Source organism: Marivibrio sp. (assembly GCF_040218065.1).
GTDB lineage: Bacteria > Pseudomonadota > Alphaproteobacteria > UBA8366 > Aestuariispiraceae > Marivibrio.
Genome location: NZ_JAVJQE010000013.1, coordinates 251,889 through 267,709, shown reverse-complemented (window position 1 = coordinate 267,709; position 15,821 = coordinate 251,889). Strand labels below are relative to the sequence as shown.

The following is a 15,821-nucleotide window of genomic DNA, read 5'->3' as shown; positions in this document are numbered from 1 at the left end:
CACACCCGTAAAGGGTCATCAATCGCCATCCTAGTACGCGCGGCTGATCGTCGGATAGGCCGCTGCTAGCGGACGGTTTAGTGACTGCTAGGCCCCGCGCGGTCTCTACGCGCCGGCAAGTTCAGTTCTATACGTCAGGAATTCCAATTATACGCATCAAACGTCCAGGACTCCGTGTCATTTCCACCGCCGGGGCGGGTCTCACACGTCGATGTCCTCGACGAACTTCGCGTTGTCCTGGATGTACTTGAAGCGCAGTTCGGGCTTCTTGCCCATCAGGGTCTCGACCAGCATTGCGATGTTGCGCGCGGCGCCCAGATTGGCTTCGTCGCTGCGGTCGGGCAGCTGGATTTGCAGCATGGCGCGCTTTGACGGGTCCATCGTGGTTTCGCGCAGCTGCTGCTGCGGCATCTCGCCCAAGCCCTTGAACCGGCTGATCTCAACCTTGGCGTTGGGCTTGAACTCGCTCTTCAGCAGCTCGTCCTTATGGACGTCGTCGCGCGCGTAGAGGGTCTTCGCCCCCTGCGTCAGCCGGTAGAGCGGCGGCAGCGCCAGATAGAGCCGCCCGGCCTCGATCAGGCCCGGCATCTCGCGATAGAAGAAGGTCATCAGCAGGCTGGCGATGTGCGCGCCGTCGACATCCGCGTCGGTCATGATGATGACCCGCTCGTAGCGCAGCTTTTCGAGCTTGAACTCCCCCCGCGTGCCGCAGCCGAGCGCCTGGCAGAGATCCTTGATCTCCTGGTTCTGCTGCAGTTTTTCCACGCTGGCGCTGGCGACGTTCAAGATTTTGCCGCGCAGCGGCAGGATCGCTTGGGTCGTGCGCTCGCGCGCCTGCTTGGCGGAGCCGCCGGCGCTGTCGCCCTCGACCAGGAAGATCTCGGTGCCCTCCTGCGCGCCGGAGGTGCAGTCGGCCAACTTGCCGGGCAGCCGCAGCTTGCGAGTGGGCGCCTTGCGGCGCTGCTCCTTCTGCTGGCGGCGCTTCAGGCGCTCGTCGACGCGCTCCAAGACCCGCTCCAGCAGGTCGTTGGCGCTGCGCGGATCTTCCGACAGCCAATGGTCGAAGCGATCCTTCATCGCGGTTTCGACCAGCTTGCCGGCCTCCGGGCTCGCCAGCTTCTCCTTGGTCTGGCCCTGGAACTGCGGCTCCGGGATGAAGACGGAGAGCATGATGCAGGCCTCGCCCGTCACATCCTCGCCGGTGACGTCCTTGGCCTTCTTCGCGCCCACCAATTCGCCATAGGCGCGGATCGAGCGGCCGAGGGCCGAGCGCATCGCGCTTTCGTGCGCGCCGCCGTGGATCGTCGGCACCGTGTTGCAGTAGGTGTGGCAGAAACCGTCGCCGTCGGCCGGCCAATGGATCGCCCATTCGACCCGCCCGACGCCGTCCTCGGCCTTCATCTGGCCGGCGAAGGGGCGCGGGGTCAGCGTCGCGCGCCCGCCGATCTGCAGGGTCAGGTAATCGAGGATGCCGCCGGGGAAGTGCAGCGCCTCCTGTTCCGGGACGCCGTCCTGTTTGTCGGCCTCGCTCAACAGCGACGGCGCGCACTTCCAGCGGATCTCCACGCCCTTGAACAGATAGGCCTTGGAGCGCGCCATGCGATAGAGCCGGCCCGCCTTGAAGCGCATGGTCTCGCCGAAGATCTCCGGATCCGGCGAAAAGGTGACTTGCGTGCCGCGACGGTTCTGCGCCTCGCCCACTTTCTCCAGCGGGCCGGCCGGCGTCCCCTTGGAGAAATGCTGGCGCCAGATCTGACGGTCGCGCGCGACCTCGACGGTCAGGTTTTCCGACAGCGCGTTCACGACGGAAATGCCGACGCCGTGCAGGCCGCCCGAGGTGGCGTAGACCTTGCCGGAGAACTTGCCGCCCGAATGCAGCGTCGTGAGGATCACCTCCAGCGCGGACTTGTCGGTGTATTTCGGGTGCGGGTCGGTCGGAATGCCGCGGCCGTTGTCGGCCACTGTGACAGAGCCGTCCTCCGACAGCGTCAATTCGATGCGGCTGGCGTGACCCGCCACCGCTTCGTCCATCGCGTTGTCGAGAATTTCGGCGACCAGATGGTGGAAGGCGCGCTCGTCGGTGCCGCCGATATACATGCCCGGGCGATGACGGACGGGCTCCAGCCCCTCCAGGACCTCGATGTCCTTCGCGGAGTACCCGCTCTCAGCCTCGCCGGTGTTTTTGAAAAGGTCGCTCATCGCGCTTCGCTTTTCCGTCGCTTGAGGTGGCGGAGGGGCGGAGACCCTGGCGGACCCCCGACAAGGGAGATAGAGTAGGGGATACGCGCCGCCACTACAAGATATAGAGGATGCACCGCCGCCATGCCGCAAGATTCCGCAGCCCAGCGCGCGCCGCAGGGCGAACTCGCGATCCGCACGCTGGCCATGCCGGCCGACACCAACCCGGCCGGCGACATTTTCGGCGGCTGGGTGCTGTCGCAGATGGACGTCGCCGGCGGCCTGATCGCGCGGGTCGAAACCGGCGGGCGCGTCGCCACCGTGGCGGTCGACAGCATGACCTTCCATCTGCCGGTCTTCGTCGGCGACGCGATCTGTTGCTACGGGGCGGTCAAGCGGATCGGCCGCACCTCGATCGCCATCCATGTGGAGACTTGGGCGCTGCGCGGCGGCGCGGGCGAGCGAGTGCTGGTGACCGAGGGCCTCTTCACTTACGTCGCGATCGACGACGCCCGGCGCCCGCGGGTCATCGGGAGCGGGTGAGCGGCGGCGCCCTGCAGGCCGCAAAGGGCGCCCTCCTTGCGGCGCGCTCGGGCGCAGGTGCGGGCTTGAGGCAGGTCCCCGCTTTCGCGGGGACGCGCCCTGAGACGGCCGGCTTTTCTTGGGCGCCCCCGCGAAAGCGGGGGCCTCGCTCGGTCCGCTCCTGCGCCGGCGCGGACTTGAGGCAGGTCCCCGCCTTCGCGGGGACTCCGTGGGGGCTCAAGCGCAGCGAGAACGGGAACGCCTCGCGGCGCAAGAGAGCCCTCCCACTCTTTAAAGGTGGCGCCGCGCACGAAGCGTCTTAGGTGGAGGGGTGTGGATCAACGGACCGAAGGACGGATTATGCTGCGCCGCCTGACGCTCGCCCTCGCTTTCAGCCTCATCGCCGCGCCCGCCGTCGCCGGCGGCGCCGCCGTGAGCGGCGTCGAGATCGAGAAGACCGGCGAGCGCACCTACCGCGTCACCGCCACCGTCCGCCATGACGACGAGGGATGGGAGCATTACTCGAACGCCTTCACGGTCGAGACCATCGACGGCGAGGTGCTGGGGGTCCGCACGCTGCACCACCCGCATGTCGACGAGCAGCCCTTCACCCGCTCGCTCGACGGCGTCGAAATCCCGCCCGACGTCAACACCGTCACCGTCCGCGCCCGCGACAGCGTCCACGGCTTCGACGGGCGGGGCATGACGGTGATCGTGCCGGATTAAGAGTTCGGCGCGGTATGATTTGGGCGCCCCCGCGGAAGCGGGGGCCTTACTCCACCCGCTCCTACTGCGGCGCGGGCTTGAGACGGGTCCTCGCTTCCGCCGGGGGGCCGGGAGGCCGCGCCGCCAGGCTCTAAACCCGCAGCTCCACCACCACCGGCGTATGGTCGCTCGGCTTCTCCTTGCCCCGGGGCGTGCGGTCGATCTCGCAGGAAACGAGCCGGTCGGCCGCCTGGGGCGAGAGCAGGAAGTGGTCGATGCGCAACCCGTTATCCTTCTGCCAGGCGCCGCCGCCGTAGTCCCAGTAGCTGTACTTGCCTTCGGCGTTCGGGTGCAGCGCTCGCCAGGCCTCCGTCAGGCCGAGATTGAGGAGCGCGCGGAACCGGTTGCGGCTTTCCGGCCGGCACAGCGCGTCGTCGGCGAAGCCCTTGGGGTCGTAAACGTCGGCGTCGGTCGGGCAGACATTGTAGTCGCCGCCGAGGACGATCGGCCGTTCGCTCGGGAGCAGGCTGTCGGCGATGTGACCGCGCAGGCGCTCCATCCAGCGCAGCTTGTAGTCGAACTTCCCGCCCGGTCTCGGGTTGCCGTTGGGCAGATAAATCGAGGCGATGCGAAAGCCCTTCACCGTCGCCTCGATATAGCGCGCCTGATCGGCCTCTTCGCCCAACTCGTCGGCGCCGGGCAGACCGCGGCGCACCTCCTCAATCGGGTGGCGCGAGAGGATGGCGACGCCGTTGTAGCTCTTCTGGCCGTAGATTTCGGCCCTGTAGCCGGCCGATTCGATTTCCAGGTGCGGGAAGGCGTCGTCGGCGCATTTCAACTCCTGCAACAGGGCGACATCCGGTTTGGCCTCGTCCAGCCATTCCGTCACGCGCGGCAGGCGCGCCTTGATCGAATTCACGTTGAAGGTGGCGATGCGGATCGTCTCGGTGCTCATGGCGCGGAGACTAGCCGCAGCGCGCGCGCCTCGCCAGAGGCGATCGCCGCGTCAGCGCGAAAAACACTAGATCGAAAAGCTGACGCCGCAGCCGCAGGACGAACTGGCGTTGGGATTGTTGACCGTAAAATAAGCGCCGACGAGATCGTCGATGTAATCGACTTGGCCGCCCGCCAGCAGGTCGAGCGAGGCGCGGTCGGTGACGACGGTCACCCCGTCGCGTTCGAAGGTCACATCGTCCGCCGTCGTCTCGGCGTCGAAGCCGAACGCGTACTGATAGCCGGAGCAGCCGCCGCCGGAGACGGTGACGCGGAGCATCAGACCCTCGTCCTCTTCCTGCGCCAGAAGTTCGCGCAGACGCTTCACGGCCGCGTCGGAGACGCCCAATTCGCGCGGCCCCGAGGCGCCGGCGCTGGCGAACGGATCGTCGAAGTCGTCGATTTGGGGCTCCGCCTCGCTCGCTTGGGCGGTCTGGGTGCTGTCGGCCATAGCGGCGTCCTTCCTGAAACGAGCGCCTGATGAGACGCCTCCAGAAGGTAAGGATGCGCGCGGAAAAGTCAATTTCAGCGCGCCCGTCGCCGCCGCGCTCGATTGCCTTTTCACGCCCCCGCCTGTAGAGGGTGGCGCACGTCTCCAACGAGGTGACCGGGATGACGCCCGAGCGCGCGCCGTACGCCACATATTGGGAGGAAAGCCGCGGGCGCTTCCATCAGGAGGCGCCGTCGGAGACCCGCACCCCCTTTCAGCGCGATCGCGACCGGATCGTCCACTGCTCCGCCTTCCGGCGGCTCGGCCACAAGACGCAGGTCTTCATCTCCCCGGAAGGCGATCATGTGCGCACGCGCCTCACCCATTCGCTGGAGGTGGCGCAGATCGCGCGCTCGCTCGCCCGCGCGCTCGGCGCCGACGAAGATCTGACGGAGGCGATCGCGCTTGCTCACGATCTCGGCCACACCCCCTTCGGCCATGTCGGCGAGGACGCGTTGGACGATCTGATGAAGCCCTTCGGCGGCTTCGATCACAATGATCAGGCGTTGCGCATCCTGACCCGTCTCGAGAGCCGCTATCCGACGCATCCCGGGCTGAACCTGACCTGGGAGACGCTGGAAGGGGTCGTGAAGCACAACGGGCCGGTCACGGCCGATCCGCCGCCGGCGACCCTGGCCGAGGTCACCGCCAAGTTCGACCTGGAGATCGACACCCACGCCGGCCTGGAAGCGCAGATCGCCGCCATTTCCGACGACATAGCCTACAATCATCACGATATGGACGACGGCCTGCGCGCGCGGCTCTTCACCATCGGCCAGGTGCGCGAGGCGGTGCCGCACGTCGACGCGGCCTTCCGCGTCGTCGACGAGACCTATCCGGATCTGGCGCGCCCGGTGCGCATCGCCGAAGCCGTGCGCCGGCTGATTGGCGATATGACGGCCGACGTCTTGGCGGAGACGAGACGGCGTCTCGCCGAGACGAATCCGACGGACGCCGACGCGCTGCGCCGGGCCGGCCGACAAACGGTCGGCTTCTCGCCCGAGATGGCGGCCCGCGAAAAGGCGTTGAAGGCCTTCCTGTTCGCGAATATGTACCGAGCGCCTCAGGTCAACGAGGAGCGCGCGGACGGCGTGCAGGTCGTCGGCGATCTCTTCCGCTATTACGTCAATCGGCCGGAGCGGCTGCCGGAAATCTGGCGCGCGGGCTGCGACGGCCCCTATTCGGCGCAGACCGCCCGGACGGTCGCGGATTATGTCGCCGGCATGACCGACCGCTTCGCGCGCCGCCAGCACGGCCACCTCTTCGCCGGTTCGACCCGCCGGCGGCCCGGCTAGATTTTGGGCGTTCGAGCAGAAGGGCGAGCAGAAGGGCGAGCAGAAGGACGATATGAACGTTTTCAAAGAGATGAAGCGCGAGGTTCAGGGGGCGCTAGAGCGGCTGCAGGAGGCGGGGAGACTGCCCGCCGACGCCGATTTCGCGCGCCTGTCGGTCGAGCCGCCGCGCGATCCCGCCCATGGCGACATGGCGACCAACGCGGCGATGCTGCTGGCGAAGCCTGCGGGGCTGAAGCCGCGCGCCCTGGCGGAGGCGATCGTCGCCGAACTGACCCGCGAGAGCGCCTGGATCGAGGGGGCGGAGATCGCCGGACCCGGTTTCATCAATTTGCGCCTGAAGGCCGAGGTCTGGCGGCGGGTCGCGGCCGAAATCCTGCGCGCCGGCGCGGCCTACGGCGACGGCGACGCCGGCGGCGGGCGCCCGGCGCTGGTCGAATACGTCTCCGCCAATCCGACCGGTCCCTTGCATATCGGCCACGCGCGCGGCGCGGTCGTCGGCGACGTGCTGGCGCGGCTTCTGTCCAAGGCGGGCTATGCGGTCACCAAGGAATACTGGATCAACGACGCGGGCGCGCAGATCGAGACCTTGGCGGACAGCGCCTATCTGCGCTACCGCGAAGCGCTCGGCGAGGAGATCGGGGCGATCCCTGACGGCCTGTATCCCGGCGACTATCTGATCCCGGTGGGCGAGGCGCTGAAGGCCGAGCATGGCGACGCGCTGCTGTCGATGGAGGAGGCGGCGCGCCGCGCGATCGTCCGCGACAAGTCGATCGCGATGATGATGGACTTGATCAAGGGAACGCTCGCCGATCTCGGCGTGGTGCAGGACGTCTTCACCTCAGAGCGCGAGATCGTCGCCAGCGGCAAGATCGAGGCGGCGCTCAGCTATCTCGACGAGCAGGGCTTGATCTATGTCGGCGTCCTCGACCCGCCGAAGGGAAAGACGCCCGACGATTGGGAGGAGCGCCCGCAAACCCTGTTCAAGGCGACCGAGTTCGGCGACGACGTCGATCGGCCGATCAAGAAGTCGGACGGCAGCTGGACCTATTTCGCGACCGACATCGCCTATCACCGGGAAAAGTACACCCGCGGCTTCACCCACATGATCGACGTGCTGGGCGCCGATCACGGCGGCTATATGAAGCGCCTGCAGGCGGTTGTGAAGGCGGTCAGCGGCGGCGAGGCGTCGCTCACCGTGAAGCTCTGCCAGATGGTCCGGCTGATGGACCGCGGGCAGCCGGTGAAGATGTCGAAACGCGCGGGTTCGTTCGTCACGCTGCAAGACCTGATCGATGCGGTCGGGCGCGACGTCGTGCGGTTCTATCTGCTGACCCGCAAGAACGACGCGCCGATGGACTTCGATCTCACCGCGGTGAAGGAGCAGAGCCGCGACAACATGGTCTTCTACGTCCATTACGCCCACGCGCGCTGCCATTCGGTCTTCCGCCAGGCGCGCGAGGCGGGGATCGAGCCGTCCGTGTCGGCGTTGCAGGACGCGGACCTCACGCTGTTGGACGCGCCGGAGGAGTTGGCGCTGATGAAGCGGCTGGCCGAATGGCCGCGCCAGGTTGAGGCCGCCGCCGAGGCGGAGGAGCCCCATCGAATCGCCTATTATCTCTACGAGGCCGCGTCCGACTTCCACGCGCTGTGGACCAAGGGCAAGGAGGACGTCACCTTGCGCTTCATTCAGGCGGACGACGCGGCGCGGACGATGGCGCGGCTGGCGCTCGTGGAGGCGCTGCGCACGGTGATCGCCTCCGGGCTGGACGTGTTCGGCGTGACGCCGGTGGACGAGTTGCACTGACGGCGGACGGCCGCAGTGAGGGGCGGGTGACGCGGACCGACATCCGCGAAGGAGCGAAGAGACGCCATGTCGCGGGAACTGGACGATCTGGAGCGGGAGTTCGCCGATCTCGAGCAGGAGGCGGCCCCTGACGCCGGACCCGAGCGGCGCCTGAGCCGCGAGGGCGGCGAAGGCCTGCGCACCTTACCCATCGCGGTGGCGGTGATCGCGCTTTTGGCCTTCGGCGGGATCATCTGGTACGCCTATAATCAGGGCGTGCGCTCCGGCAGCGAGGAAGCGGCGCCGCTGTTGGCGCCCGAAGGCGAGGCCAAGGTTCAGCCGACCGACCCCGGGGGCATGGAAATCGCCCACACCGACAAGGAGGTGTTCGATCGCATCTCCGGCGACGAAGCGCCGGCGGGGGAGGTCGAACGCATTCTGCCGCCCCCTGAAGATCCGATGCAGCCGCCGGCGCCCGCGCCGGAGAGCGCGCGGCAGGAGGCCGCGCCGCAACCGGTGGAGGAAGGACCCACGCCGCCCTCCATCACTGAGCCGATCGCCGAACCGGGCGCCCAAGCGTCGGCCGAGCCCGCGGAACCCGCCGCGCCGCCGCCGCCGGACGAGCGACTGGCCGCGCCGGTTGAGGAACCGCCGACCGCCGCGCCGGCGCCCGCCGAAACGGCCCGGCGGGCCCCGGCCGAGCCCCAGGCGGCGCCGGATCCCGCGCCTGAGCCGGCCCCCGAGCCTGAGCCCGCGCCGGAGCCCGCCCCCGCGCAGTCCGCCGCCGCGGATCCGTCGAGCGGGTGGCAGGTGCAGATCGCGGCGCTGCGCAGCGAAGACGCCGCCCGGACCGCATGGTCCCGCCTGCAGCAGGCGCACGCCGAGCAGTTGGGCGATTTGTCGTTGGCCGTACAGCGCGCGGTGGTGAATGGGACGACCTATTTCCGCGTGCGCGGCGGCCCGCTGTCGAGCCGCGACGCGGCCGCCGCCGTATGCGACGCCTTGAAGGCCAAGGATCAGGGCTGCCTGGTCGTGCGGCCCGGCGGCTGACGGGGCGAGGGCGGGGATGAGCGATTTCGACGCCTTCTCCGGCGTGCGCGCGGCCGCCATTTTCGGCTGCGGCGGCCCGGGGTTGCAGGCCGAGGAGCGGGCGTTCTTCCGCGACGTCAGACCGCTCGGCTTCATCCTGTTCGCGCGCAATGTCGCGAGCCCTGACCAGCTGCGCCGCCTGACCGCCGATCTGCGGGAGACGGTCGACGACCCGGCCGCCCCGATCCTGATCGACCAGGAAGGCGGGCGCGTGCAGCGCCTGAAGCCGCCGTTGTGGCGCGCGATGCCGGCGATGGCGCCGATCGGGCGGCTCTATGAGCGCGATCCGGCGGCGGGAGAGGAGGCGTTGGGCCTCGACGTCGCGCTGATCGCCGCCGAGCTGCGCGCCGTCGGCGTCGACGTCAATTGCGCGCCGGTGCTGGACGTCCCCGCGCCCGACGGGCATGAGATCATCGGCGACCGCGCCTTCTCGAGCGAGCCCGAGACCGTCGCAGCGCTGGGTCGTCTGTCGATTGACCTTTGGCTGCAGCAGGCGATCCTGCCAGTCGCCAAGCATATTCCAGGACACGGGCGGGCGTCGGCCGACAGCCATCACGAACTGCCGCGGGTCACGGCGTCGCGGGCCGAGTTGAACGCGCGGGACTTTCCGCCTTTCGCGGCGGCGTCGCACGCGCCCCTCGGCATGACGGCTCACATCGTCTATGACGCGCTTGATCCCGACCGACCGGCGACTGCGTCTTCGGCCGTGCTCGGCGATCTGGTGCGCGGCGCCTGGGGCTTTGACGGCCTGTTGATGACCGACGATCTGTCGATGAAGGCGTTGAGCGGGGACTACCGGGAGCGCGCCCAGACGGCGCGCGCGGCCGGCTGCGACGTGATCCTGCACTGCAACGGCCGGATGGACGAGATGCGCCCTGCGGTCGAGGGCGCGGGCGCGCTCGACGCCAACGGTGCGCGCCGCTGGCTGGCCGCGCGGGTCCGCAAGGCGGCCGCGCCGGCGGCCTTCGACGCCGACGCCGCGCAGGCGCGCCTGGACGCCCTGCTTGCCGGGGACGGCTGATCGGGCTAAGCCGAAGCCGCAGGGGACTCCGGCCGATCGGGAGCTTGAGCGAAAGCGGTGAGCGACGAACGCCACGCCGATGCGACGACCGAAGCCGCGCCCTCCTTCGAGGAGGACGCGGCCGACGCGCGCCTCAATCCCGACGACGCGCTGGTGGTGGAGCTCGACGGCTTCGAGGGGCCGATTGATCTGCTGCTCACGCTGGCGCGCGATCAGAAGGTGGACCTCGCCAAGATCTCGATCTTGCAGCTGGCGGACCAGTATCTCGGCTACATCGATCGCGCGCGGGCGCTGAAGCTCGAGATCGCGGCCGACTATCTGGTCATGGCGGCGTGGCTCGCCTACCTGAAGTCGCGCATCCTGCTGCCCAAGCCGGAAAGTTCGGACGAGAGCGAAGATCCGGCCGAGATGGCCGCGCGTCTCGCCTTGCAGCTGCAACGGCTGGAGGCGATGCAGAACGTCGCCAAGGTGCTGATGCAACGCCCGCAGCTGGGCCAGGATTTCTTCCCGCGCGGCGAGCCGGAGGCGCTGAAGGTCGAGCGCACGCCGAAGTTCGACACCGACCTCTACGAGCTCTTGAAGGTCTATGGCGACATCCGGGCGCGCCAGCATCACGGCGGCCAGTTGCGCATCCTGCCGACGCGGCTCTATTCGATGGAGCAGGCGCTGACCCGTCTGCGTCACATTATCGGCGAGCGCACGGATTGGCAGACGCTTGAGATGTACCTGCCGCCGGAGACGCAGGGCGACGATCCGCTTTTGACCCGCTCGGCGTTGGCCGGCACCTTCGCGGCGATGTTGGAGTTGACCCGCGAGGGGCTGGCCGAGGTGCGCCAATCGGGCGTCTTTCAGCCGATCTACGTGCGCGGAGTCGCGCGCAAGGAGAACGACGCGTTGAAGGGGGAGGAGGCGGAGGATCCGCCGCGCTCGGACGCGGACTCCTTGGCCGATCTCGACGACGAGGCGGTGAGCGCGCTCCTGGATGAGGAGGAGTGGGAGGACGCTGAGGCGCCGGGCGACGGCGCGGACGCCGCGCAAGGAAAAGACGAGTAGGGGACGCCGATGGACCATTTTCAGCAAATCCGCCTGCTTGAGGCGCTGCTCTTCGCGTCCGAGAAGCCGCTGGGCGTTCCGCTGCTGGCGGAGCGACTGCCTGAGGGCGCGGACGTGCCGGCGTTGCTGGAGGAGTTGAAAGGGCTGTACGCCAACCGCGGCGTTCATCTCGTCGAAGTGGGCGAGGGCTGGGCCTTCCGCACGGCCGACGACCTCGCCCCTTACATGACGGTCGAGCGGGAGGTTCCGCGCAAACTGTCCCGCGCCGCGATCGAGACGCTGGCCATCGTCGCCTATCACCAGCCGGTCACCCGCGCCGAGGTCGAGGAGATCCGGGGCGTCGCGCTTTCCCGCGGGACCATCGACACGCTTTTGGAAGCAGGCTGGATCCGCCCGAAAGGTCGCCGCCGCGCGCCGGGGAAACCGGTTACATGGGGGACGACGCCGGCCTTTCTCGACCATTTCGGGCTGGAAGATCTGACGGCGCTGCCGGGCGTCGACGAGCTGAAGGCCGCCGGCCTGTTGGATCTGCGGCCCGGCGCCGGCTCGATCGCCATGCGCCAGGAAGACGCTGACGCCGGCGAGGAGGAAGATGAAGACCGCGACGACGCCGCCGAGCGTGCGGCCTTCCTGGAGAATGACGAGATCTTCGATCCGGTCGAAACCGACGACTCCATCGCTTTGGACGAGTGAGACGCTATGCCCAGCGCCGAAGCTGAGAAGCCGATTCCCGCCGCGCCTGAGATCGTCTGGCGCCTAGCCGGCGCGTTTGACGCTTTGGGTGCTTGGCATCCCGCCGCGTCGGCCTGCCGAACCGAGGAGGGCGGTCGCACGCGCCGCGCCCGCTTGGTCGACGGCGCGCAGTTGGTCGACGTGCTGCTGCAGCATGACGAAGCCGCGCGCGCTTACAGTTACAGGCTCGCCGAAGGACCGTGGCCCGTCTCCTCGTTCCAGGCGTTGTTCCATGTCGAGGAGGACGGCGCAGGCGGCGCCGTCGCGCGATGGTCAGCGCGCTTCGATCTGAGCGACGACAGCGATCCGCAGGAGACGGCGCGTCAAATTCAGGGATTCTTCGAGAGCGGGCTGGAGCATTTGGCCCAACTTGCGAGCCTCGAATAAACCTTAGCGCGAATTAATTCCTGAAAACTCTAATAATTCGTTACCCGAAGCATTGGCGTTCCCGTCGGTTTTAACAATTTTTCGCCACTGTTATCAAAAAGATACCAAAATTACTCTCAGGCGGCCTTGAAGAATCGAAGGCGGCGGCACAGCTCCCACGAGTAGCATTAGCGGCGCGGCGACGACGCGCGCCGCTGCGGCCGAAAAGGCTGAGTCGGAACAACGATGATTTCGGCTCGGTCGTCGCTAGAGAGTTCGACGGGCGTCCGTCATGACAGAGAGCGCCCCGCCGGCCGCCACGAAGCAAGAAGAACGGAACAGGTGACATGACGGACGCTGCCACTCAGCAGACGAACGACGCTGCGCGCGCCGAGCCGGGGTCGCCGGCCGAGGCGGAAGAGCGGGAAGACCGCATCGTCGTCGAGGACGTCTACAAAATCTTCGGCGGAAAAGCGGACGACGCCTACAAGCTGCTCCAGGACGGCAAATCGAAGGACGAAATCTTCGCCGAGACCGGCGCGACGGTGGCGGTGCAGGACGCGTCCTTCACCGTCTACAGCGGCGAGGTCTTCGTCATCATGGGGCTTTCCGGCTCCGGCAAGTCGACAATGGTCCGGATGCTGAACCGGCTGATCGACCCGACTTACGGGACGGTTAAGATTAACGGTCAGGACATCACCGCGATGGACCGCAAGGCGCTGATCGACATGCGCCGGCGCGACATGAGCATGGTCTTCCAGAGCTTTGCGCTGATGCCCCACCAGACGGTGCTTGAGAACGCAGCCTTCGGCCTGACCATCTCCGGGCGCGACAAGGCGGAGCGCGAGAAGCGCGCCCAGGAAGCGCTCGATTCCGTCGGTCTCGGCCCCAACGCCAACAGCTATCCCTCGGAGCTCTCCGGCGGCATGAAGCAGCGCGTGGGTCTCGCCCGGGCGCTCGCCAACGATCCGCCGGTGCTGCTGATGGACGAGGCTTTCTCGGCGCTCGACCCGTTGATCCGCACCGAGATGCAGGACGAACTGCTGCGCCTGCAGCAAGAGCATCGCCGCACCGTGGTCTTCATCAGCCACGATCTGGACGAGGCCATGCGCATCGGCGATCGCATCGCGATCATGCAGGACGGCCGTTTCGTGCAGATCGATACGCCCGACGAGATCGTGTCCAACCCGGCTAACGACTACGTCCGCTCTTTCTTCCGCAACGTCGACGTGACCCAGGTCTTCAAGGCCGGCGACATCGCGCGCCAGCACGTCGAGCCGGGCGAGGGCGTGCCCGAAGTCTCGGCCGAGGCTTCGTTGGACGAAGTGTTGAGCGTGGTCGCCGACGCCGACGGGCCTGCGCCCGTGGTCGACGAAAACGGCAAGCGCGTCGGCGCGATCAGCAAGACCGCGTTGCTGAAGACCTTCGACCGCGCCGGATAAGGACGCGACCCCTATGCGGGCGCGCGGAGCGAACGCTGCGCCCGGTAAGCCAAGCCCCAAGGAGGCTTTGAGCCATGGAGTTCAACATCGAAATCGGCGACTGGATCGCAGCCGGCGTCGACTATATCCGCGACAATTTCCCGGAGGGCCTGGACGCCATTGCGATGGTGATCGAGTGGGTCGCCGACGGCACCTTCTTCGCGCTCGACGTGCTGCCCTGGTGGCTGTTGACCGGCGTGCTGGTGGCGCTCGGCCTGTGGCGGGTCAGTTGGCGCTTCGGTCTGTTCACGCTGGCGGCGATGCTGCTGGTGGTCGGCATGGGCTTGTGGGAGGAGACCGTCTCCACGCTGGCGCTCGTGCTCTCCGCCACGTTCATCGCCCTCGTGATCGGCATTCCGATCGGGATCGCCATGTCGCGCAAGGATACGCTCGAATCGGCGATCCGTCCGATCCTTGACCTGATGCAGACCCTGCCGCCCTTCGTCTATCTGATTCCGGCGGCGATGTTCTTCGGCCTCGGCAAGGTGCCGGGCACGATCGCGACGATCGTCTTCGCGATGCCGCCTGTGGTGCGGCTCACCAATCTCGGCATCCGCCAGGTTTCTGAGGAGAACGTCGAGGCGGGTCTCGCCTTCGGCTGCACGGATCGGCAACTGCTGACCAAGGTTCAGTTCCCGCTCGCCCTGCCGACCATCATGGCGGGCGTCAACCAGACGATCATGTTGGCGCTGTCGATGGTGGTGATCGCCTCAATGATCGGCGCCGGCGGTCTCGGCAACACGGTGTTGACGGGGATTCAGCGTCTTGACGTCGGCCTCGGCTTCGAAGGCGGGCTGGGCGTTGTGGTGCTGGCGATCCTGCTGGACCGCATCACGCAGAGTTTCGGCTCCGGCCCGACCGGCGGCTTGCCCGACTTCGTGAAGGGCCTGTTCGCGAGTCGCGCCGAAGAGAGCCGCGAGAGTTCGCAGGACGACGCTTCGAGCGAGGCGGCGCCTGCGCACGGCCGCGGCGGGTGATCCGCCCGCCACGCGGCCCTACGCCAAAAGCGGCTGCGCAATGAGGCGCGGTCCCGTCGCGGCGGCGATGGTCAAGATCAAGATCGGCGATCAATGAGCCGACGCCCGCCCGACGCCACTCACGCTTCGCAACTCAGATGAGAAAAGGAGCGTAACACGATGAAACATCGTATGCTTAAGACCCTTACGGGCGCCGTCGCCGGCGCGACCATGATGACCGGCGCCGCCGCCGCCCAGGACGTCACCATCGGCTGGACCGCCTGGTCGGACGCCGAGTTCGTCACCAAGTTGTCCCGCACGATCATGGAAGACCGCATGGATCTCGAGGTCGAGCTGGTGCAGACGGACATTGCGCCGCAGTACCAGGGCGTCGCCGACGGCGACATCGACGCCATGCTGATGTCCTGGCTGCCCGCCACGCACTCCGACTACATGGATCAGGTTGGCGACGACGTGGTCAATCTCGGCATCCTCTACACCGGCGCGAAGCTGGGTTGGGCCGTGCCGGCCTATATTCCCGAGGATCAGCTCAGCTCGATCGAGGACCTGAAGAAGGAAGGGGTCCGCGACAAGCTTGAGGGCAAGATCCAGGGCATTGATCCGGGCGCCGGTCTGATGCGCCTGTCGAACAAGGTGATCGATGAGGACTACAACCTGGACTACAACCTCATCTCCGCCTCGGGCGCGGCCATGACCGCGGCGCTCGACCGCGCCGTCAACCGCGACGAGTGGATCGTCGTGACCGCCTGGAGCCCGCACTGGCTCTTCGGCGCGTATGAGATGCGCTATCTCGAGGATCCGAAAGGCACCCTGGGCGGTCCGGAGCGCGTGCACGCGATCGCGCGCCAGGGCTTCTACCAGGACCAGCCTGATGCGGCGGCCTTCCTGGCCCGCATGTCGATCCCGATCGACGATCTGCAGGCGGCGATGTACGACGCCAACGAGAACGGTTACGACACCGCCGTTGACAACTACATCAAGGCCAACGAGGGCCGCGTGAACTACTGGGTGACCGGCGACATGCCGAGCTCGTAAGACGCGAGGCCGGTTAAACGGATAAAGGGGAGCAACCCTCTCCCAAAGAGCGAATAAAACAATAAGGAACGCCCTCAGGCCGCGCAGGCTCGTCCTGCGCG

Annotated in this window: 15 protein-coding genes; 12 read left to right on the top strand and 3 right to left on the bottom strand. The window is 67.5% G+C overall.

The features are described 5' to 3' along the window. Positions 1–201 precede the first annotated feature (201 nt). Entirely contained in the window at positions 202–2,199 is a 1,998-nt protein-coding gene (parE, locus tag RIB45_RS13155) for a DNA topoisomerase IV subunit B (RefSeq protein ID WP_350050787.1), read from the bottom strand. Between the two features lie 123 nt (positions 2,200–2,322). Between parE and RIB45_RS13150 the strand changes: the two genes are divergently transcribed. Together RIB45_RS13150 and RIB45_RS13145 are read left to right on the top strand one after the other, a co-directional pair. Then, positions 2,323–2,721: an acyl-CoA thioesterase gene (locus RIB45_RS13150; RefSeq protein ID WP_350050786.1), complete on the top strand. Its 399-nt coding sequence runs from the start codon at positions 2,323–2,325 to the stop codon at positions 2,719–2,721. A gap of 339 nt (positions 2,722–3,060) precedes the next feature. Continuing rightward, a complete protein-coding gene (locus tag RIB45_RS13145) occupies positions 3,061–3,426 on the top strand; it encodes a hypothetical protein (RefSeq protein WP_350050785.1) in 366 nt (121 codons plus the stop codon). Positions 3,427–3,556: 130 nt separating this feature from the next. On the opposite strand, the gene xth is transcribed toward RIB45_RS13145, so the two are convergent. Together xth and erpA are read right to left on the bottom strand one after the other, a co-directional pair. Beyond that, complete coding sequence (xth, locus tag RIB45_RS13140; protein WP_350050784.1) at positions 3,557–4,360, bottom strand: exodeoxyribonuclease III; 804 nt, start codon at positions 4,358–4,360, stop codon at positions 3,557–3,559. Positions 4,361–4,426: 66 nt separating this feature from the next. Further along, on the bottom strand, positions 4,427–4,849 hold the full coding sequence (gene erpA / locus RIB45_RS13135; protein WP_350050783.1) for an iron-sulfur cluster insertion protein ErpA: 423 nt from the start codon (positions 4,847–4,849) through the stop codon (positions 4,427–4,429). A gap of 161 nt (positions 4,850–5,010) precedes the next feature. Between erpA and RIB45_RS13130 the strand changes: the two genes are divergently transcribed. The 10 genes from RIB45_RS13130 (at position 5,011) to RIB45_RS13085 (ending at position 15,720) form a co-directional block, all read left to right on the top strand. After that, positions 5,011–6,183 (top strand): deoxyguanosinetriphosphate triphosphohydrolase, encoded by a 1,173-nt coding sequence (locus RIB45_RS13130; protein WP_350050782.1) that lies wholly within the window; start codon positions 5,011–5,013, stop codon positions 6,181–6,183. Between the two features lie 52 nt (positions 6,184–6,235). Beyond that, complete coding sequence (argS, locus tag RIB45_RS13125) at positions 6,236–7,987, top strand: arginine--tRNA ligase (RefSeq protein WP_350050781.1); 1,752 nt, start codon at positions 6,236–6,238, stop codon at positions 7,985–7,987. A 66-nt stretch (positions 7,988–8,053) separates the two neighbouring features. After that, positions 8,054–9,016, top strand: a complete 963-nt coding sequence (locus RIB45_RS13120) for an SPOR domain-containing protein (protein WP_350050780.1) — start codon at positions 8,054–8,056, stop codon at positions 9,014–9,016. A 16-nt stretch (positions 9,017–9,032) separates the two neighbouring features. Then, complete coding sequence (gene nagZ / locus RIB45_RS13115) at positions 9,033–10,076, top strand: beta-N-acetylhexosaminidase (protein WP_350050779.1); 1,044 nt, start codon at positions 9,033–9,035, stop codon at positions 10,074–10,076. Between the two features lie 57 nt (positions 10,077–10,133). After that, positions 10,134–11,129, top strand: coding sequence for a segregation and condensation protein A (locus tag RIB45_RS13110; RefSeq protein WP_350050778.1), 996 nt, complete (start codon positions 10,134–10,136; stop codon positions 11,127–11,129). Positions 11,130–11,138: 9 nt separating this feature from the next. Further along, the gene (gene scpB / locus RIB45_RS13105; protein WP_350050777.1) at positions 11,139–11,822 is read left to right on the top strand and encodes an SMC-Scp complex subunit ScpB; all 684 of its coding nucleotides are present in this window, start codon (positions 11,139–11,141) and stop codon (positions 11,820–11,822) included. A 6-nt stretch (positions 11,823–11,828) separates the two neighbouring features. Next, entirely contained in the window at positions 11,829–12,248 is a 420-nt protein-coding gene (locus tag RIB45_RS13100; RefSeq protein ID WP_350050776.1) for an SRPBCC family protein, read from the top strand. Positions 12,249–12,574: 326 nt separating this feature from the next. Next, positions 12,575–13,669: a quaternary amine ABC transporter ATP-binding protein gene (locus RIB45_RS13095; RefSeq protein ID WP_350050775.1), complete on the top strand. Its 1,095-nt coding sequence runs from the start codon at positions 12,575–12,577 to the stop codon at positions 13,667–13,669. Between the two features lie 74 nt (positions 13,670–13,743). Beyond that, the gene (locus RIB45_RS13090) at positions 13,744–14,685 is read left to right on the top strand and encodes an ABC transporter permease (RefSeq protein ID WP_350050774.1); all 942 of its coding nucleotides are present in this window, start codon (positions 13,744–13,746) and stop codon (positions 14,683–14,685) included. Positions 14,686–14,844: 159 nt separating this feature from the next. Then, the gene (locus RIB45_RS13085; RefSeq protein WP_350050773.1) at positions 14,845–15,720 is read left to right on the top strand and encodes a glycine betaine ABC transporter substrate-binding protein; all 876 of its coding nucleotides are present in this window, start codon (positions 14,845–14,847) and stop codon (positions 15,718–15,720) included. The last annotated feature ends 101 nt before the right edge of the window (positions 15,721–15,821 follow it).